Annotated in this window: 11 protein-coding genes and 1 pseudogene; 5 read left to right on the top strand and 7 right to left on the bottom strand. The window is 60.5% G+C overall.

Annotated elements, in window-relative coordinates; translation table 11 throughout:
* Positions 1-148: 148 nt before the first annotated feature.
* From ACIPL2_RS32970 to ACIPL2_RS32950, 5 genes and pseudogenes are all read right to left on the bottom strand, one after another.
* Positions 149-1,144: a YbhN family protein gene (locus tag ACIPL2_RS32970; protein ID WP_401364393.1), complete on the bottom strand. Its 996-nt coding sequence runs from the start codon at positions 1,142-1,144 to the stop codon at positions 149-151.
* Positions 1,141-1,917 carry a DUF2334 domain-containing protein gene (locus tag ACIPL2_RS32965; RefSeq protein ID WP_401364390.1) on the bottom strand — a complete coding sequence of 259 codons (777 nt, stop codon included), beginning with the start codon at positions 1,915-1,917 and terminating at the stop codon, positions 1,141-1,143. The genes ACIPL2_RS32970 and ACIPL2_RS32965 overlap by 4 nt, the downstream gene beginning before the upstream one ends.
* A complete protein-coding gene (locus ACIPL2_RS32960) occupies positions 1,910-3,031 on the bottom strand; it encodes a glycosyltransferase family 4 protein (RefSeq protein WP_401364387.1) in 1,122 nt (373 codons plus the stop codon). The genes ACIPL2_RS32965 and ACIPL2_RS32960 overlap by 8 nt, the downstream gene beginning before the upstream one ends.
* Positions 3,032-3,220: 189 nt before the next feature.
* Positions 3,221-3,985, bottom strand: a complete 765-nt coding sequence (locus tag ACIPL2_RS32955; RefSeq protein ID WP_401364396.1) for a methyl-accepting chemotaxis protein — start codon at positions 3,983-3,985, stop codon at positions 3,221-3,223.
* Positions 3,986-4,075: 90 nt separating this feature from the next.
* A pseudogene (locus ACIPL2_RS32950) lies at positions 4,076-5,110 on the bottom strand (cache domain-containing protein); the annotation flags it as partial.
* Positions 5,111-5,283: 173 nt separating this feature from the next.
* On the opposite strand from ACIPL2_RS32950, the gene ACIPL2_RS32945 reads away from it, so the two are divergent.
* The gene (locus ACIPL2_RS32945) at positions 5,284-6,771 is read left to right on the top strand and encodes a helicase HerA-like domain-containing protein (protein WP_401364384.1); all 1,488 of its coding nucleotides are present in this window, start codon (positions 5,284-5,286) and stop codon (positions 6,769-6,771) included.
* Positions 6,772-6,897: 126 nt separating this feature from the next.
* Here ACIPL2_RS32945 and ACIPL2_RS32940 read toward each other — a convergent pair whose 3' ends face one another.
* Positions 6,898-7,353, bottom strand: coding sequence for a DUF721 domain-containing protein (locus tag ACIPL2_RS32940; protein WP_008147416.1), 456 nt, complete (start codon positions 7,351-7,353; stop codon positions 6,898-6,900).
* A gap of 307 nt (positions 7,354-7,660) precedes the next feature.
* Here ACIPL2_RS32940 and secA point away from each other — a divergent pair, with 307 nt between their 5' ends.
* From secA to ACIPL2_RS32920, 4 genes are all read left to right on the top strand, one after another.
* Positions 7,661-10,396: a preprotein translocase subunit SecA gene (gene secA / locus ACIPL2_RS32935; RefSeq protein ID WP_401364380.1), complete on the top strand. Its 2,736-nt coding sequence runs from the start codon at positions 7,661-7,663 to the stop codon at positions 10,394-10,396.
* A 135-nt stretch (positions 10,397-10,531) separates the two neighbouring features.
* The gene (gene argJ / locus ACIPL2_RS32930) at positions 10,532-11,749 is read left to right on the top strand and encodes a bifunctional glutamate N-acetyltransferase/amino-acid acetyltransferase ArgJ (protein WP_059406052.1); all 1,218 of its coding nucleotides are present in this window, start codon (positions 10,532-10,534) and stop codon (positions 11,747-11,749) included.
* 141 nt (positions 11,750-11,890) lie between these two features.
* Entirely contained in the window at positions 11,891-12,523 is a 633-nt protein-coding gene (locus tag ACIPL2_RS32925) for a glutathione S-transferase family protein (protein ID WP_401364376.1), read from the top strand.
* Entirely contained in the window at positions 12,520-13,470 is a 951-nt protein-coding gene (locus ACIPL2_RS32920; protein ID WP_401364373.1) for a Nudix family hydrolase, read from the top strand. Before ACIPL2_RS32925 ends, ACIPL2_RS32920 begins: the two co-directional genes overlap by 4 nt.
* 96 nt (positions 13,471-13,566) lie before the next feature.
* Here ACIPL2_RS32920 and ACIPL2_RS32915 read toward each other — a convergent pair whose 3' ends face one another.
* The gene (locus tag ACIPL2_RS32915; RefSeq protein ID WP_401364370.1) at positions 13,567-14,148 is read right to left on the bottom strand and encodes a cob(I)yrinic acid a,c-diamide adenosyltransferase; all 582 of its coding nucleotides are present in this window, start codon (positions 14,146-14,148) and stop codon (positions 13,567-13,569) included.
* Between the last annotated feature and the right edge of the window lie 2 nt (positions 14,149-14,150).

Genomic DNA, 14,150 nt, shown 5'->3' with positions numbered 1-14,150 from the left:
AGCGAGGCACCGAATGGCGGGGCAAAAGCGTTTGGTTACTTTGCGCTTTTCAAAGTGACTCGCTGTAAGAGCGAAACCAATATCAGCCGTTACCGTAGCAACGGATATGTACACAATCAAACAACCCACTAACCCCGGCGCCCCCCTGCTAAGCCTGCTTAAACCTCAACAACTTCTTCAACAACGGCCGCCCAAGCATCAGCAAAAACACCGGCCCCCCCACCAGCAAATAAAAGTAATACGTCACCGCCCGCCAAATCAGAATCGCCGCCGCCGCCGTCGATTTCCCCACCATCGGTGCCAATAACGCCGCCGAGGTCAACTCCGCCGCCCCGGCACCTCCGGGCAATAAGCTGAACTGCCCCGCACTCAACGAAAGCATCTGAATCAGAAAACTCCAGGCCCATTGCAAATCCGCCCCCAGCCCACGCAACGCCAGATACAGCACGCTGTAACGCAACACCCAATGCAGGCAAGTCAAGGCAAACACCGTAATCAACGTCTGAACAGGCAACTTCAATGTGTCCGTAAACGCTGCCAGAAAATGCAGGAGTTTTCGTGCCCAGCGCAGTCGCGTGGTGGTTTTGACATTGAGGCGAGCCAGCAACCGACCGCTCAGGCGAATCAACAAGCGGTGGTAGCGGGCCACCACCACACAACTGAGCAAACCACCGAACATCGAAATCGCGCTGACCATCAACAGCCACTCCATGCGCTGGCTCAGGTGCTGGAACACCGCATAAATCAGAATCCCGCTCAGCGCGCAGAGAAAAAACAGCAAATCGCTCAACTGGTCCATGGCGAACACCGCGCTGCCCCTGGCCGGACGCACGCCCTGGCGTGCCAGCAGCGCCATGATGGTCAACGGTCCGCCACTGCCGCCGGGCGTGGCGCAGTACGCGAATTCGGCCGCCATCACCACGCCGAGGCTTTTGATCCGGCCCACCTTGTCGCGCTGATCCCCGAGCAACAAGCGCAGGCGCATCGTGTTCAGCACCCAGCACAACAGGATCATGCCGAACATGATCAACAGCCAACCCAAGGGAAACTTGCCCAACCGAGACCAGGTTTCACCGCCACCGAGCAATGACGGAATCAGCACCGCGGCGAGCAGCGCGACGAGCAGCAGAATCCCGCGACTCATGCGGCGCGACCGATACGGTCGGAGTGCTGCGCCAGCCAGTGGGCCTTGGTCATCGGTACACGGCCCTCGTCGAGCAAGCGTTTCAAGGTGTTCAGCCAGTAACTGCGGGAGAACGCGTGGCGCATGTCGACCGGGTGCAAGCCGAGTCGAATCACCGGCGCTTGCCGCCAGCGTTGTTCGCGCTGAGCGCTGACCAGCTTCGACAACCCCCGGCGCCAGGCACTGCGTGCGCTCCAGACCAGGCCCGGGGCATCGATCGCCGTGAAATCCGGCAGGCGATACAGATGCTGTGAATCACTGGTATAGCTCAGCGGCAATTGGCGCAAGGCCTGGCGGGTGCCTTCGCTCATCAACCAGGCCGGGGCAACGAAGCCTTGAAGCGGCCAGTGGTAACGGTGGAACACGTCGATGCCGGCGTGCAGGCGGGCGAGGGCGGCTTGCTGTGACAGGCTGTAAAACTCGCCTTCGTGGGTGTAGATCCGGCGCATGAACCAGTCTCGGGGAGTGTGAGGGACCGTGTCTTCATCGCAATGAAAGTAGCCGTGCAGCGCCAGTTCGTCACCTCGGGCGAGACGGCTGCTGAGCAGGCGTCGAAATCCCGGATGAGCCTCCAGGTCGTTGTGCTTGTGAAAGTTCGGCACCACCAGCCAGGTCATTGGCACCTCGCCCAAGGCGTCGACGGCTTCGACGAAGGGTTGGTAATCGCCCCAGGTTTGCGGTGCGACATCGTGCAACACCAATAACAGGCTGGGCGCGTTCATCGGCTCAACCATTCGCCGCTAGCGGCCAGTGGCTGCCGAGCACGGCGTGATAATGGCCCAACAGGCTGTTGACCACCGTGTCCCAGGCGTAATGCTGCTCGACATGGCTGCGCGCCTGTTTACCGAGGACGGCGCTGCCTGAGCTGAACAGTTCACGTACGGCGTTGGCCATCGCCATCGAATCGTTCGGCGTGCACAGCAGGCCGCAGTGTTCGCTGACGATTTCCTGAAAAGCCCCGGCCGCCACGGCCACCACCGGAATGCCGCTGGCCATGGCTTCGAGGATCACCAGGCCAAACGTTTCCTGATCGCCGGCATGCAGCAGCGCATCGGCGCTGGCCATCAATCGAGCGACTTGCGTCGCCGGGCAGAACTCATCGATCACGGTGACGTTGTCCGGCACCAGCGCCGGCATCGACGAACCCACCAGCAGCAAGTGATAGCGCCGGCCCAGGCGTTTCATGCAATTGAGCAGAACCGGCAGGTTTTTTTCCTTGGAGCCGCGTCCGGCAAAGATCAGCAGATGAGTGTTTTCATCGATGCCCAGTTCGGCCCGCAGGCCTGGGTCTCGTGCAGCGGGGTTAAAGGTTTGCAAATCGACGCCCAGCGGTTGTACGAAAACGTTCTTCACCCCAAGGCCGACCAGTTTGTCGACCATGACCTGGCTCGGCGCCAACACCCGGTCGAAGTTGCCATACAGTTTGCTGACATAGGCTTCAACATTGGTGGTGACCCAATTGCCCATGCGGTTGCTGACCAGCAAGGGCAAGTCCGAGTGATAGAAGCCGATCACCGGCACATCGAGTTGCCGCCGGGCGTCCAGGGCTGCCCACGCGGTGAGATAGGGATCGCCGACTTCAATCAGATCGGGCTGCAAATCCTGCAGGACATTGCGCCAGGGCGCGAGACGGAGGGGGAAGCGATAACCCTTGCCGAAAGGCAGGGCGGGGGCCGGGACCGTATAAATGCCATCTTCTTCGCTCAAGGACGAGCCGGGAATCAGAAGACTGTGGCGAATGCCTGGCTTGATGCCGAGGCGACGGTGTTTTGCATCCAGATAAGTGCGCACGCCACCGCTGGCTGGGGCGTAGAACATGGTTATGTCAGCGATATGCACGATGAACATCCCTCCAGTCCGTTGTTCTCCCTTGGTTGACCTTTATGAAGGATAGATGTTCGGTTGGGGTTTTGTGGCGGTGTGTCAGTCAGTTGTGTGGTGTTGGGTGGTCCGCCTTCGCGGGCGAGCCTCGCTCCTACAGGGGGCGGAGTGAATCTGTAGGAGCGAGGCTTGCCCGCGAAGGGGCCTTATCAGACGCTAAATACGGAAACTGCCTACCAACTGCGTCAACCGCGCCGCCTGCTGCTCCAGATCCGAGCACGCGCGCAACGTCGATTGCAGGTTTTCCACGCCTTCCTGGTTCAGCGTATTGATCTCGGTAATGTCGACGTTGATCGACTCCACCACCGCATGCTGCTCCTCGGTCGCCGTGGCCACCGATTGGTTCATCCCGTCAATCTCACCAATACGCAACGTCACGCTGGTCAGGCGCTCGCCGGCCAGGTTGGCGATTTCCACGCTGTCCTGGCTGTGGCGCTGGCTGTCGCTCATGGTGCTCACGGATTCACGGGCGCCTACCTGCAGCTCCTCGATCATCGTTTGCACCTGTTGCGCCGATTCCTGGGTACGGTGCGCCAGGTTGCGCACTTCATCGGCCACCACGGCAAAACCACGTCCGGCTTCACCGGCGCGGGCCGCTTCGATGGCGGCGTTGAGCGCCAACAGGTTGGTTTGCTGAGAGATGCTGGTAATGACCTCGAGGATCTGCCCGATGTTCACGGTTTTGCTGTTCAGCGATTCGATGTTGGTGCTCGACGCGCTGAGCATGCTCGACAGCTGATTCATCGCTGCAATGCTGCGATCGACCACTTGTTGACCGTCTTCGGCCAGGTTGCGGGCATCGCTGGCCTGACTCGACGCTTGCGCGGCGTTGCGCGCGATTTCCTGGGCGGCGGCGCCGAGTTGGTTGATCGCTGCGGCGACGCTGCTGGTGCGCGACGCCTGCTGGTCGGAGTTGAACATCGACGAGTTCGACGCGGCCACGACCCGCAAGGCCACCTCGTTGACTTGCCCGGTCGCCGACGACACTTCGCGGATCGAGGCGTGAATGCGCTCGACGAAACGGTTGAAGGCGGTGCCGAGGAGGCCGAATTCGTCGTTGTTCTGAATGGTCAGGCGCTTGGTCAGGTCGCCTTCACCGTCGGCGATGTCGGCCATCGCGCGGGTCATGACGTGCAATGGCTGGATCAGAATTCGGATCAGCATGCCCAGCAGGGCAATGATGATGGCCACGGCGATGATCGTTGCAACGACCGCCGAGGCGCGGAATTCGCTGAGCATGGAGAAGGCTTTGTCCTTGTCCACCGACAGGCCGATGTACCAGTTGACCGAGGACAAGCCTTTGATCGCGGTGAAGGTGACGATGCGCGTCTTGCCGTCGACGTCCACTTCACTGAAATCGCTGCTGATACGCGGGGTGTTTTTCGGATACGCCTCGCTCAAGGATTTCATCACCAACGCTTTGTCCGGGTGGACCAGGATCTTGCCGTCGGCGCTGACCAGGAACGCATAGCCCATGCCGTCGAAGTCCAGCGCGTTGAGGCTGTCGGTGATCGCCTGCAAGCTCAGGTCACCCCCGACCACGCCGATGTTCTGACCGTCCTTGAGGACGCTGTTAACGATGGAAATCACTAACTGGCCAGACGCCAGGTCGATGTAGGGCTCGGTGAGGGCAGAACCGCTGGTGCTTTGCGCGCTTTTGTACCAGGGACGGGCACGCGGGTCATAACCGTCGGGCATCTTGCTGTCCGGGCGGATGATGAAGGTGCCATCCTTGTTGCCCAGGTAGGCGCCCATAAAGGTCGATGACACAGCCTTCTGTTCCAGCAGGCTGGAGACGTTGGCGGTCTCTGCGTTCAACGCAACGGTTTGCGACAGGTTTTCGATCAGCAGGCTGCGCCCGGCCAGCCAGGTTTGAATGTTTTTGGCGGTGACGTTACCCATTTCTTGCAGGTAATTGTCCAGGTCGCGGCGTATCGCATTGCGCTGCAGGTAGTCGTTGTACAGCGTAAACGAGGCGAACGCGGCAATAACAATGAGCGCGGCGGCAAGCAGGATTTTATGGCTGAAGCGCAGATTTTTGTTCATGGCTTGGGGTTCCGCTAAGGTCTTAATGTCCAGGGCGTGCTTTTATAAAGGCACGCAAAAACGGGCAGTGTTGAAAGCAACTGATATTTCCGTCCTCTCCTTAGGGAATTACCGACGCTGTTCAGTTTTTAATATCGGCCGTGTTCGATCAAAGATTAACCATGGGTGACCAAATGCCTGACTCATCGCAACTCGTTATCGGTGCCGATCTCGCGGGGCAGCCGATTGCCCAGGCCATGCGTCTGGCCAACCGTCATGGTTTGGTCGCGGGCGCTACCGGGACCGGTAAAACCGTCACCTTGCAGCGGCTGGCCGAAGCCTTCAGTGATGCCGGCGTGGCCGTGTTCGCCGCCGACATCAAAGGCGACCTGTGTGGCCTGGGCGCCGCGGGCAACCCTCAAGGCAAGGTCGCCGAGCGGATCGCCGGGATGCCCTGGCTGAACCATAAACCTCAGGCGTATCCGGTGACGCTGTGGGACATTCACGGTCAGTCCGGTCATCCATTGCGCACGACCTTGAGTGAAATGGGGCCGTTATTGATCGGCGCCCTGCTGGAGCTGACTGACAGTCAGCAGTCGGCGCTGTACGCCGCCTTCAAGGTCGCCGACCGCGAAGGGTTGTTGCTGCTCGACCTCAAGGATTTGAAGGCGCTGCTCAATCACCTGCGCGACAACCCCGAATTGCTCGGGGACGACGCCGCGCTGATGACCACCGGGTCCAGCCAGGCGCTGTTGCGTCGATTGGCGACCCTGGAACAGCAGGGCGCCGAAGCGCTGTTTGGCGAGCCGGCGCTGCAACTCGAAGACATTCTGCAACCGACGGCCGATGGCCGTGGACGCATTCACTTGCTCGATGCCAGTCGGCTGGTCCACGAAGCGCCGAAGGTCTACGCGACGTTCCTGTTGTGGCTGCTGGCCGAACTGTTCGAGCAGTTGCCGGAGCGCGGCGATGCCGACAAACCGTTGTTGGCGCTGTTTTTCGACGAAGCGCATTTGTTGTTCGCCGGCACGCCCAAGGCCTTGCAGGATCGTCTGGAGCAGGTCGTGCGGCTGATTCGCTCGAAAGGCGTGGGCGTGTATTTCGTCACCCAATCGCCTGGCGACTTGCCGGATGACGTGCTGGCTCAACTGGGTTTGCGTATCCAGCATGGTTTGCGCGCATTCACCGCCAAGGAGCAGAAATCCCTGCGCGCGGTCGCCGAGGGTTTCCGCCCGAATCCGGCCTTTGACGCCTTGTCGGTGCTGACCGAACTGGGGATCGGCGAGGCGCTGGTCGGTACCTTGCAGGACAAAGGCACGCCTGGGATGGTTCAGCGCGTATTGGTCGCACCGCCGCAGTCGCGGATCGGGCCGTTGACCGAGACTGAACGCACGATGTTGATCGCGGGTTCGCCGTTCAAGGGCCGTTATGACAAACCGATCGATCGCGAATCGGCCTATGAAGTGCTGATGAGCCGTAAAGGCCTGGCGCCGGAGGCCGAAGCAGCGCCGGGTAAACCTGCGCCAGAAGAACCGAGCTTCACCGACAAGGCCGGCGAATTCCTCGGCACAGCGGCGGGGCAGGCACTGAAATCAGCCATGCGACAGGCGGCCAATCAGCTGGGCCGACAGTTGGTGCGCGGCTTGATGGGTTCATTATTGGGCGGCAGCAAGCGCCGATAAAGAGATCTTGAGTGGGCACAGTCAATGTGGGAGCGGGCTTGCTCGCGAAGAGTGAGTGTCAGTCGACATTTATGTTGCCTGACGCACCGCATTCGCGAGCAAGCCCGCTCCCACATTGGATTTGTGTCAGGTTTTGGGTTTGGCGTGCGCCGCAAGGCGTTCGAGCGCTGCCCGCAGATTCGGATCGCTGATGCCATCGGCCGTGGCCTGGATGGTTGCGCCTGCATCGGTCGACAGGCTGATGGTATGCCCGGCCGCGCCCTGCTGAACGGTCGGCGGTTGCACCTTGAACAGAATCCGCGTCAGACTGGCGAACTCATCGAACATCTGCAGCTGCCGTTGCAGGCGCTTTTGCTGGTAACGCAGGCGGGTGGCCCAATGACCGTCGGTGACAATCAGCAATAAACTGCCTTCGCGCCACGATGCCACATGGCAATGTTCACGAGCGGCAGGCTGCAATTGGCTTTCCAGCAGACGTTGTAAATGACCCAGGCGTTGAGCGTGGCCGAAAATGGCTTTCAGCGGTTTGGCTTCGCGAAGCAGAACGGCGGGTGCTCTGGCCGTGAGAGGGCGAAATGCCATGATCAGACACCTGAAGTAACAGAGCCGCCATGGTAGCAGAAAGCACTGGATGCGCCCGACCCATTGCTTTGCGAGCGCTTTACCCATTAAATCAACAAGTAACTTCTGCCGTGAATGGCTTGAAGTTGAGCAAAAAGCCCTTATTTTAAGTGAGCCCCGTCACAGCGCTGTGCCAGCATCGTGGAATAACGCCACTTTCCTCACCATCGTTTCCGGGTAGAATGCTCGTTCGCATGCGGCCATGAGGGCTGCACGGGCGACTCACGGGGCCGCCCTCCATCCCTTTAGTGTGGAAGATCCTGCCGATATGTTTGCGCCTTTGTTAAAGAAACTTTTTGGAAGCAAGAACGAGCGTGAAGTCAAACGCATGCTCAAGACGGTGCAACTCGTCAATGCCTTCGAAGAGCAAATGGTAGCCCTTTCGGACGATCAATTGCGTGCCAAGACAGACGAGTTCAAGGCCCGCATCGCCAAAGGGGAAACCCTCGACAAACTGCTGCCTGAAGCCTTTGCGGTCGCCCGCGAAGCCGGTAAGCGTGTCATGGGTATGCGTCACTTCGACGTCCAGCTGATCGGCGGCATGACCTTGCATGAAGGCATGATCGCGGAAATGCGTACCGGTGAAGGCAAGACCCTGGTGGCAACACTGGGTGTTTACCTCAACGCGCTGTCCGGCAAGGGCGTGCACGTTGTGACGGTGAACGACTACCTGGCCCGTCGCGACGCCAACTGGATGCGTCCGCTCTACGAATTCCTCGGCATGACGGTCGGCGTGGTCACCCCATTCCAGCCGCCGGAAGAGAAACGCCTGGCTTACGCAGCGGACATCACCTACGGCACCAACAACGAATTCGGTTTCGACTACCTGCGCGACAACATGGCGTTCAGCATGGAAGAAAAATTCCAGCGCGAACTCAATTTTGCCGTAATCGACGAAGTCGACTCCATCCTCATCGACGAAGCCCGTACGCCGCTGATCATTTCCGGTCAGGCCGAGGACAGCTCCAAGCTGTACATCGAGATCAACAAACTGATCCCGCAGCTTGAGTTGCACGTCGAAGAAGTCGAAGGCGAAGTCACCAAGGCCGGCCACTACACCGTCGACGAGAAGACCCGTCAGGTCGAGCTCAACGAAGCCGGTCACCAGTTCATCGAAGACATGCTGACCCGCGTTGGCCTGCTGGCTGAAGGCGAGAGCCTGTATTCGGCGCACAACCTCGGTCTGCTGACCCACGTTTATGCCGGCCTGCGTGCGCATAAACTGTTCAACCGCAACATCGAATACATCGTGCAGGACGGTCAGGTCGTCCTGGTGGACGAACACACCGGTCGTACCATGCCGGGTCGCCGTTTGTCCGAAGGCCTGCACCAGGCCATCGAGGCCAAGGAAAACCTGAACATCCAGGCCGAAAGCCAGACCCTGGCGTCGACCACGTTCCAGAACTACTTCCGTCTGTACAACAAGCTGTCCGGCATGACCGGTACCGCTGACACCGAAGCGTTCGAATTCCACCAGATCTACGGTCTGTCGGTGATGGTCATCCCGCCGAACAAGCCGCTGGCGCGTAAAGACTACAACGACCTGGTGTTCCTGACCGCCGAAGAGAAATACGCGGCGATCATCAACGACATCAAGGAATGCATGACTCAGGGCCGTCCGGTGCTGGTGGGTACTGCGACCATCGAAACCTCTGAGCACATGTCTGCGTTGCTGGTTAAAGAAGGCATCGAACACAAGGTTCTGAACGCCAAGTTCCACGAAAAAGAAGCCGAGATCATTGCCCAGGCCGGTCGCCCAGGCGCACTGACCATCGCCACCAACATGGCCGGTCGTGGTACCGACATCCTGTTGGGCGGTAACTGGGAAGTTGAAGTGGCTTCGCTGGAAGACCCGACCCCTGAGCAGATTGCCCAGATCAAGGCCGACTGGCAGAAACGTCACCAGCAAGTGCTGGAGTCGGGTGGCTTGCAGGTGATCGCTTCCGAGCGTCACGAATCTCGCCGTATCGACAACCAGTTGCGTGGTCGTGCCGGTCGTCAGGGTGACGCCGGTTCCAGCCGTTTCTACCTGTCGCTGGAAGACAGCCTGATGCGCATCTTCGCCTCTGACCGGGTGAAGAACTTCATGAAAGCCCTGGGCATGCAGCCTGGCGAAGCGATCGAGCACCGCATGGTGACCAACGCCATCGAGAAGGCTCAGCGCAAGGTTGAAGGCCGCAACTTCGACATTCGTAAGCAACTGCTCGAGTTCGACGACGTCAACAACGAACAACGTAAAGTGATCTATCACATGCGTAACAGTTTGTTGGCCGCTGACAACATCGGTGAAACCATCGCCGACTTCCGTCAGGACGTGCTCAACGCTACCGTCAGCGCTCACATTCCACCGCAATCGCTGCCTGAGCAGTGGGACGTGGCCGGTTTGGAAGCCGCACTGCAGAGTGACTTCGGTGTGGCGTTGCCGATCCAGAAGTGGCTCGACGAAGACGATCACCTGTATGAAGAAACCCTGCGCGAGAAGCTCATGACCGAGCTGCTGGCCGCGTACAACGAGAAAGAAGAGCAGGCGAGCGCCGAAGCGCTGCGCACCTTCGAGAAACAAATCGTGCTGCGCGTGCTCGACGACCTGTGGAAAGACCACCTGTCGACCATGGATCACCTGCGTCACGGCATCCACTTGCGTGGTTATGCCCAGAAGAACCCGAAGCAAGAGTACAAGCGCGAGTCCTACACGCTGTTCTCCGAGCTGCTGGATTCGATCAAGCGCGACTCGATTCGTGTGCTGTCGCACGTTCAGGTTCGCCGTGAAGATCCGATCGAAGAAGAGCAACGCCTGCGTCAGGAAGCCGAAGCACTGGCTGCTCGCATGCAGTTCCAGCACGACGAAGCCCCGGGTCTTGAACAACCGGAGCTGCTGGGTGAAGAGGTCGATGTTGCCCTCGCCATCGCCCCGGTACGCAACGAACAGAAGCTGGGCCGCAACGAACTTTGCTACTGCGGTTCGGGCAAGAAGTTCAAGCATTGCCACGGGCAGATCCAGTAAAACCCGTTTCATACGCTGAAATACCCGCGCCGCGACCGGCTTATGCCGTCGCGGCGTTTTGCCATTTAAACCACCGTGCCACGTTAGAAGAATGGGGTAATGACGGTGCTGACATCATTTTTAAGGAGCGCATTCATGGCTGTTGGTCTTGGTCCTTTGCCAACGTTGCACCCGGTTGCCGGTTTTGAACTCGGTATCGCCTCGGCCGGCATCAAGCGCCCTGGGCGCAAGGATGTCGTGGTCATGCGCTGTGCCGAAGGTTCCACGGTGGCGGGCGTGTTCACCTTGAACGCCTTTTGCGCCGCGCCCGTGATCCTGGCCAAACAACGCGTGCAAGGCCCGGTGCGTTACTTGCTGACCAACACCGGCAATGCCAACGCCGGCACCGGCGAACCTGGCCTGGCGGCTGCCGAACGCACGTGCGCCAAACTGGCTGAACTGACCGGTGTCGACGCCAGCCTGGTGCTGCCGTATTCCACCGGTGTCATCGGCGAGCCACTGCCGGTCGAGAAAATCGAAGGCGCGTTGCAAGCCGCCCTCGACGACCTGTCGGTCAACAACTGGGAAGCTGCCGCCACTGGCATCATGACCACCGACACCTTGCCCAAGGGTGCCAGCCGCCAGTTCCAGCATGACGGCGTGACCATCACCGTCACCGGCATCAGTAAAGGCGCGGGCATGATTCGCCCGAACATGGCGACCATGCTCGGCTACATTGCCACCGACGCCAAAGTCTCCCGCGAGGTGCTGCAAAACCTGCTGCTGGACGGCGCCAACAAGTCGTTCAACCGCATCACCATCGACGGCGACACCTCGACCAACGACTGCTGCATGCTGATCGCCACCGGTCAGGCGGCACTGCCGGAAATCACCCGCGCTGAAGGCGAGCTGTTCGCCAAGTTGAAGCAAGCGGTGTTTGAAGTGTGCATGGACGTGGCCCAGGCGATCGTTCGCGATGGCGAAGGCGCGACCAAGTTCGTCACCGTTGAAGTCAACGGCGGCGGCAATCACCAGGAATGCCTGGACGTCGGTTACACCGTGGCCCACTCGCCACTGATCAAGACCGCGCTGTTTGCTTCCGACCCGAACTGGGGCCGCATCCTGGCTGCCGTCGGCCGTGCCGGCGTACCGAACCTGGACGTGAGCAAGATCGACGTGTTCCTCGGCGAAGTGTGCATCGCCAGCCGTGGCGCGCGTGCATCGACCTACACCGAAGCCCAGGGCGCGGCGGTGATGCAGCAGGAAGAAATCACCATCCGTATCGAACTGGGTCGCGGTGATTGCAGCGAAACCATCTGGACCACCGACCTGTCCCACGAATACGTGAAGATCAACGCCGAGTACCGTACTTAACAGTTAGACCGAGTCGCTGTCTTCGCGGGCAAGCCTCGCTCCTACAGATTACGCACACCTGTAGGAGCGAGGCTTGCCCGCGAAGGCGGCCGACCAGACACCAAAGATCTGGCCCATACCCCTTATCAAAAGGTCCCGAACATGAGCCTCCACCTGATCATCGGCGACAAACTGATTTCCTCCTGGTCCCTGCGCGGCGCGCTGGCCCTTGACCTGGCCGGCGCTTCCTACACCGAAGAACTGATCAAGCTGAACCAGCCGGACACCCGCGAACGCCTGCTTGAGCACTCGCCGACCGGCAAAGTCCCGCTGCTGAAAACCGAACACGGCACCGTTGCCGATTCCCTGGCGATTGCCGAATACCTGGCCGAACAGTTCCCCGACGCCGGCCTCTGGCCCAAAGACATCGGCGCCCGTGCCCAGGCCCGTTCGGCCTGTGCGCAGATGCACGCCGGGTTCTTCGCCATGCGCGGCAACATGCCGTTCGACCTGAGCCGCGACGCACCGCTGTCGCCGACGCCAGCGGACGTGAAGGCAGACATCGAGCGCATGCTGGCGTTGTGGGCCGAGTGCCGCGCCGTTGCAACTGAAACCGGTCCGTTCCTGTTTGGCCGTGCGACCCTGGCCGATGCGTTTTTCGCACCGATCGCCGTGCGCCTGCGCACCTACCAGGTGAAATTGCCTGCCGCGGATGAAGCCTACGTCGAAACGATCTACCAGTGGCCGGCCTTCAAGGCCTGGCAAAAGGCGGGTCTGGAGGAGATTGGGCAGTGAAACGAGTCCACGTAGCCGCCGCCGTTATCCGTGATAACAGTGGCAAGATCCTCATCGCACGCCGCGCCGATACTCAGCATCAGGGCGGTCTGTGGGAATTCCCCGGTGGCAAGGTCGAGGACGACGAATCCGTCGAAAGCGCTCTGGCCCGCGAGCTTCACGAGGAGTTGGGCATTGTGGTCAGCGCGGCGCGCCCGTTGATCAAGGTCCGCCACGATTACCCGGACAAGCAAGTGTTGCTGGATGTCTGGGAAGTTTCGGCCTTCACCGGCGAGCCGCATGGCGCCGAAGGCCAGCCGTTGGAGTGGGTCGCGCCGCGTGACCTGCTGAACTACGAGTTCCCGGCGGCCAATCAGCCGATCGTGGCGGCGGCACGGTTATCGTCGCAGTACCTGATTACCCCGGAAGACCTGGAAACCCCGGCCTTGCTGCGCGGTATTCAGAAAGCCATCGCAGGCGGGATCAAGTTGATCCAGCTGCGGGCCCCTAACGGCTACGATCCGAAGTACCGCGATCTGGCGGTGGACGCGGCGGGGCTGTGTGCCGGCAAGGCGCAGTTGATGATCAAGGGGCCGTTTGAATGGCTGGGCGATTTTCCGTCCGCCGGTTGGCACATCACGTCCGCGCAATTGCGCAAGTATGCGGCGGCGGGTCGTCCGCTGCCGGCATCGCGCTGGTTGGCGGCGTCCTGTCATAACGCAGAAGAGCTGGCGCTGGCCGAGCAGATGGGCGTGGATTTTGTCACCCTGTCGCCGGTGAAGCCAACCCTGACGCATCCGGGGGCTCAGCCGTTGGGCTGGGAGCAGGCTTCGGTGTTGATCGAAGGTTTCAGCAAACCGGTGTTTTTGCTGGGTGGCGTAGGGCCGACGGATCTGCAGGCAGCCTGGGAAGCCGGTGCTCAGGGCGTGGCGGGGATTCGGGCGTTTTGGCCTGATTCTTTGGTGTAGCGGGCGGCCTCTTCGCGGGCAAGCCTCGCTCCTACAGGTATACGCAACCCCCTGTAGGAGCGAGGCTCGCCCGCGAAGGCGTCCTCAAAGGCGCCACTAAACCTGAGGCTTCGCCGCCGGCTGCCACAAAATCTCGGCAATCCCCTGGCGCTTGGCAATCAACCGCGCCACCACAAACAGCACATCCGACAACCGATTGATATACGCCAGGCCAACCCCGGCCAACGGTTCAATCGCGTTCAACTGCTGACAGCGCCGTTCGGCACTTCGGGCCAGGCTACGGCACACGTGAGCCTGGGCAATCAGCGGCGAACCGCCCGGCAGAATGAAATTCTCCAGCGGCCCCAGCTCTTCGTTCCACCGATCGATCGCGGCTTCCAGGCGTTCGATTTCCGCCGCATCCAGCGCCTGATACACCGGCATCGCCAGCTCACCGCCGAGATCGAACAACCGATGCTGGCAGGGCGCCAAGACCTCGATCACTTCGTTCAACCCCGGAAATTGGTCGCGCTCCGCCGCCAAGCCGGCCAGTAACACGCCCACCTGACTGTTCAGCGTATCGACTTCGCCAATGGCCTCGATCCGTGGATGGTCCTTGGGCACGCGGCGGCCGTCGCCGAGGCCGGTTTCGCCTTTGTCGCCGGTGCGGGTGTAAATCTTCGACAAGCGAAAGCCCATGG

Origin of the sequence: Pseudomonas sp. NPDC086251, from assembly GCF_044746405.1 — a bacterium.
Taxonomy (GTDB): Bacteria; Pseudomonadota; Gammaproteobacteria; order Pseudomonadales; family Pseudomonadaceae; genus Aquipseudomonas.
This window is presented reverse-complemented; position numbering and strand designations above follow the sequence as displayed.

Bases quoted from the DNA above. Each gene is read 5' to 3' on its own strand.
- ACIPL2_RS32945 (WP_401364384.1), top strand. From the start codon at position 5,284: ATGCCTGACTCATCGCAACTCGTTATCGGTGCCGATCTCGCGGGGCAG.
- secA (WP_401364380.1), top strand. From the start codon at position 7,661: ATGTTTGCGCCTTTGTTAAAGAAACTTTTTGGAAGCAAGAACGAGCGT.
- ACIPL2_RS32940 (WP_008147416.1), bottom strand. From the start codon at position 7,353: ATGGCATTTCGCCCTCTCACGGCCAGAGCACCCGCCGTTCTGCTTCGC.
- ACIPL2_RS32965 (WP_401364390.1), bottom strand. From the start codon at position 1,917: ATGGTTGAGCCGATGAACGCGCCCAGCCTGTTATTGGTGTTGCACGAT.
- ACIPL2_RS32970 (WP_401364393.1), bottom strand. From the start codon at position 1,144: ATGAGTCGCGGGATTCTGCTGCTCGTCGCGCTGCTCGCCGCGGTGCTG.
- ACIPL2_RS32915 (WP_401364370.1), bottom strand. From the start codon at position 14,148: ATGGGCTTTCGCTTGTCGAAGATTTACACCCGCACCGGCGACAAAGGC.
- argJ (WP_059406052.1), top strand. From the start codon at position 10,532: ATGGCTGTTGGTCTTGGTCCTTTGCCAACGTTGCACCCGGTTGCCGGT.
- ACIPL2_RS32960 (WP_401364387.1), bottom strand. From the start codon at position 3,031: ATGTTCATCGTGCATATCGCTGACATAACCATGTTCTACGCCCCAGCC.
- ACIPL2_RS32925 (WP_401364376.1), top strand. From the start codon at position 11,891: ATGAGCCTCCACCTGATCATCGGCGACAAACTGATTTCCTCCTGGTCC.
- ACIPL2_RS32955 (WP_401364396.1), bottom strand. From the start codon at position 3,985: ATGTTCAACTCCGACCAGCAGGCGTCGCGCACCAGCAGCGTCGCCGCA.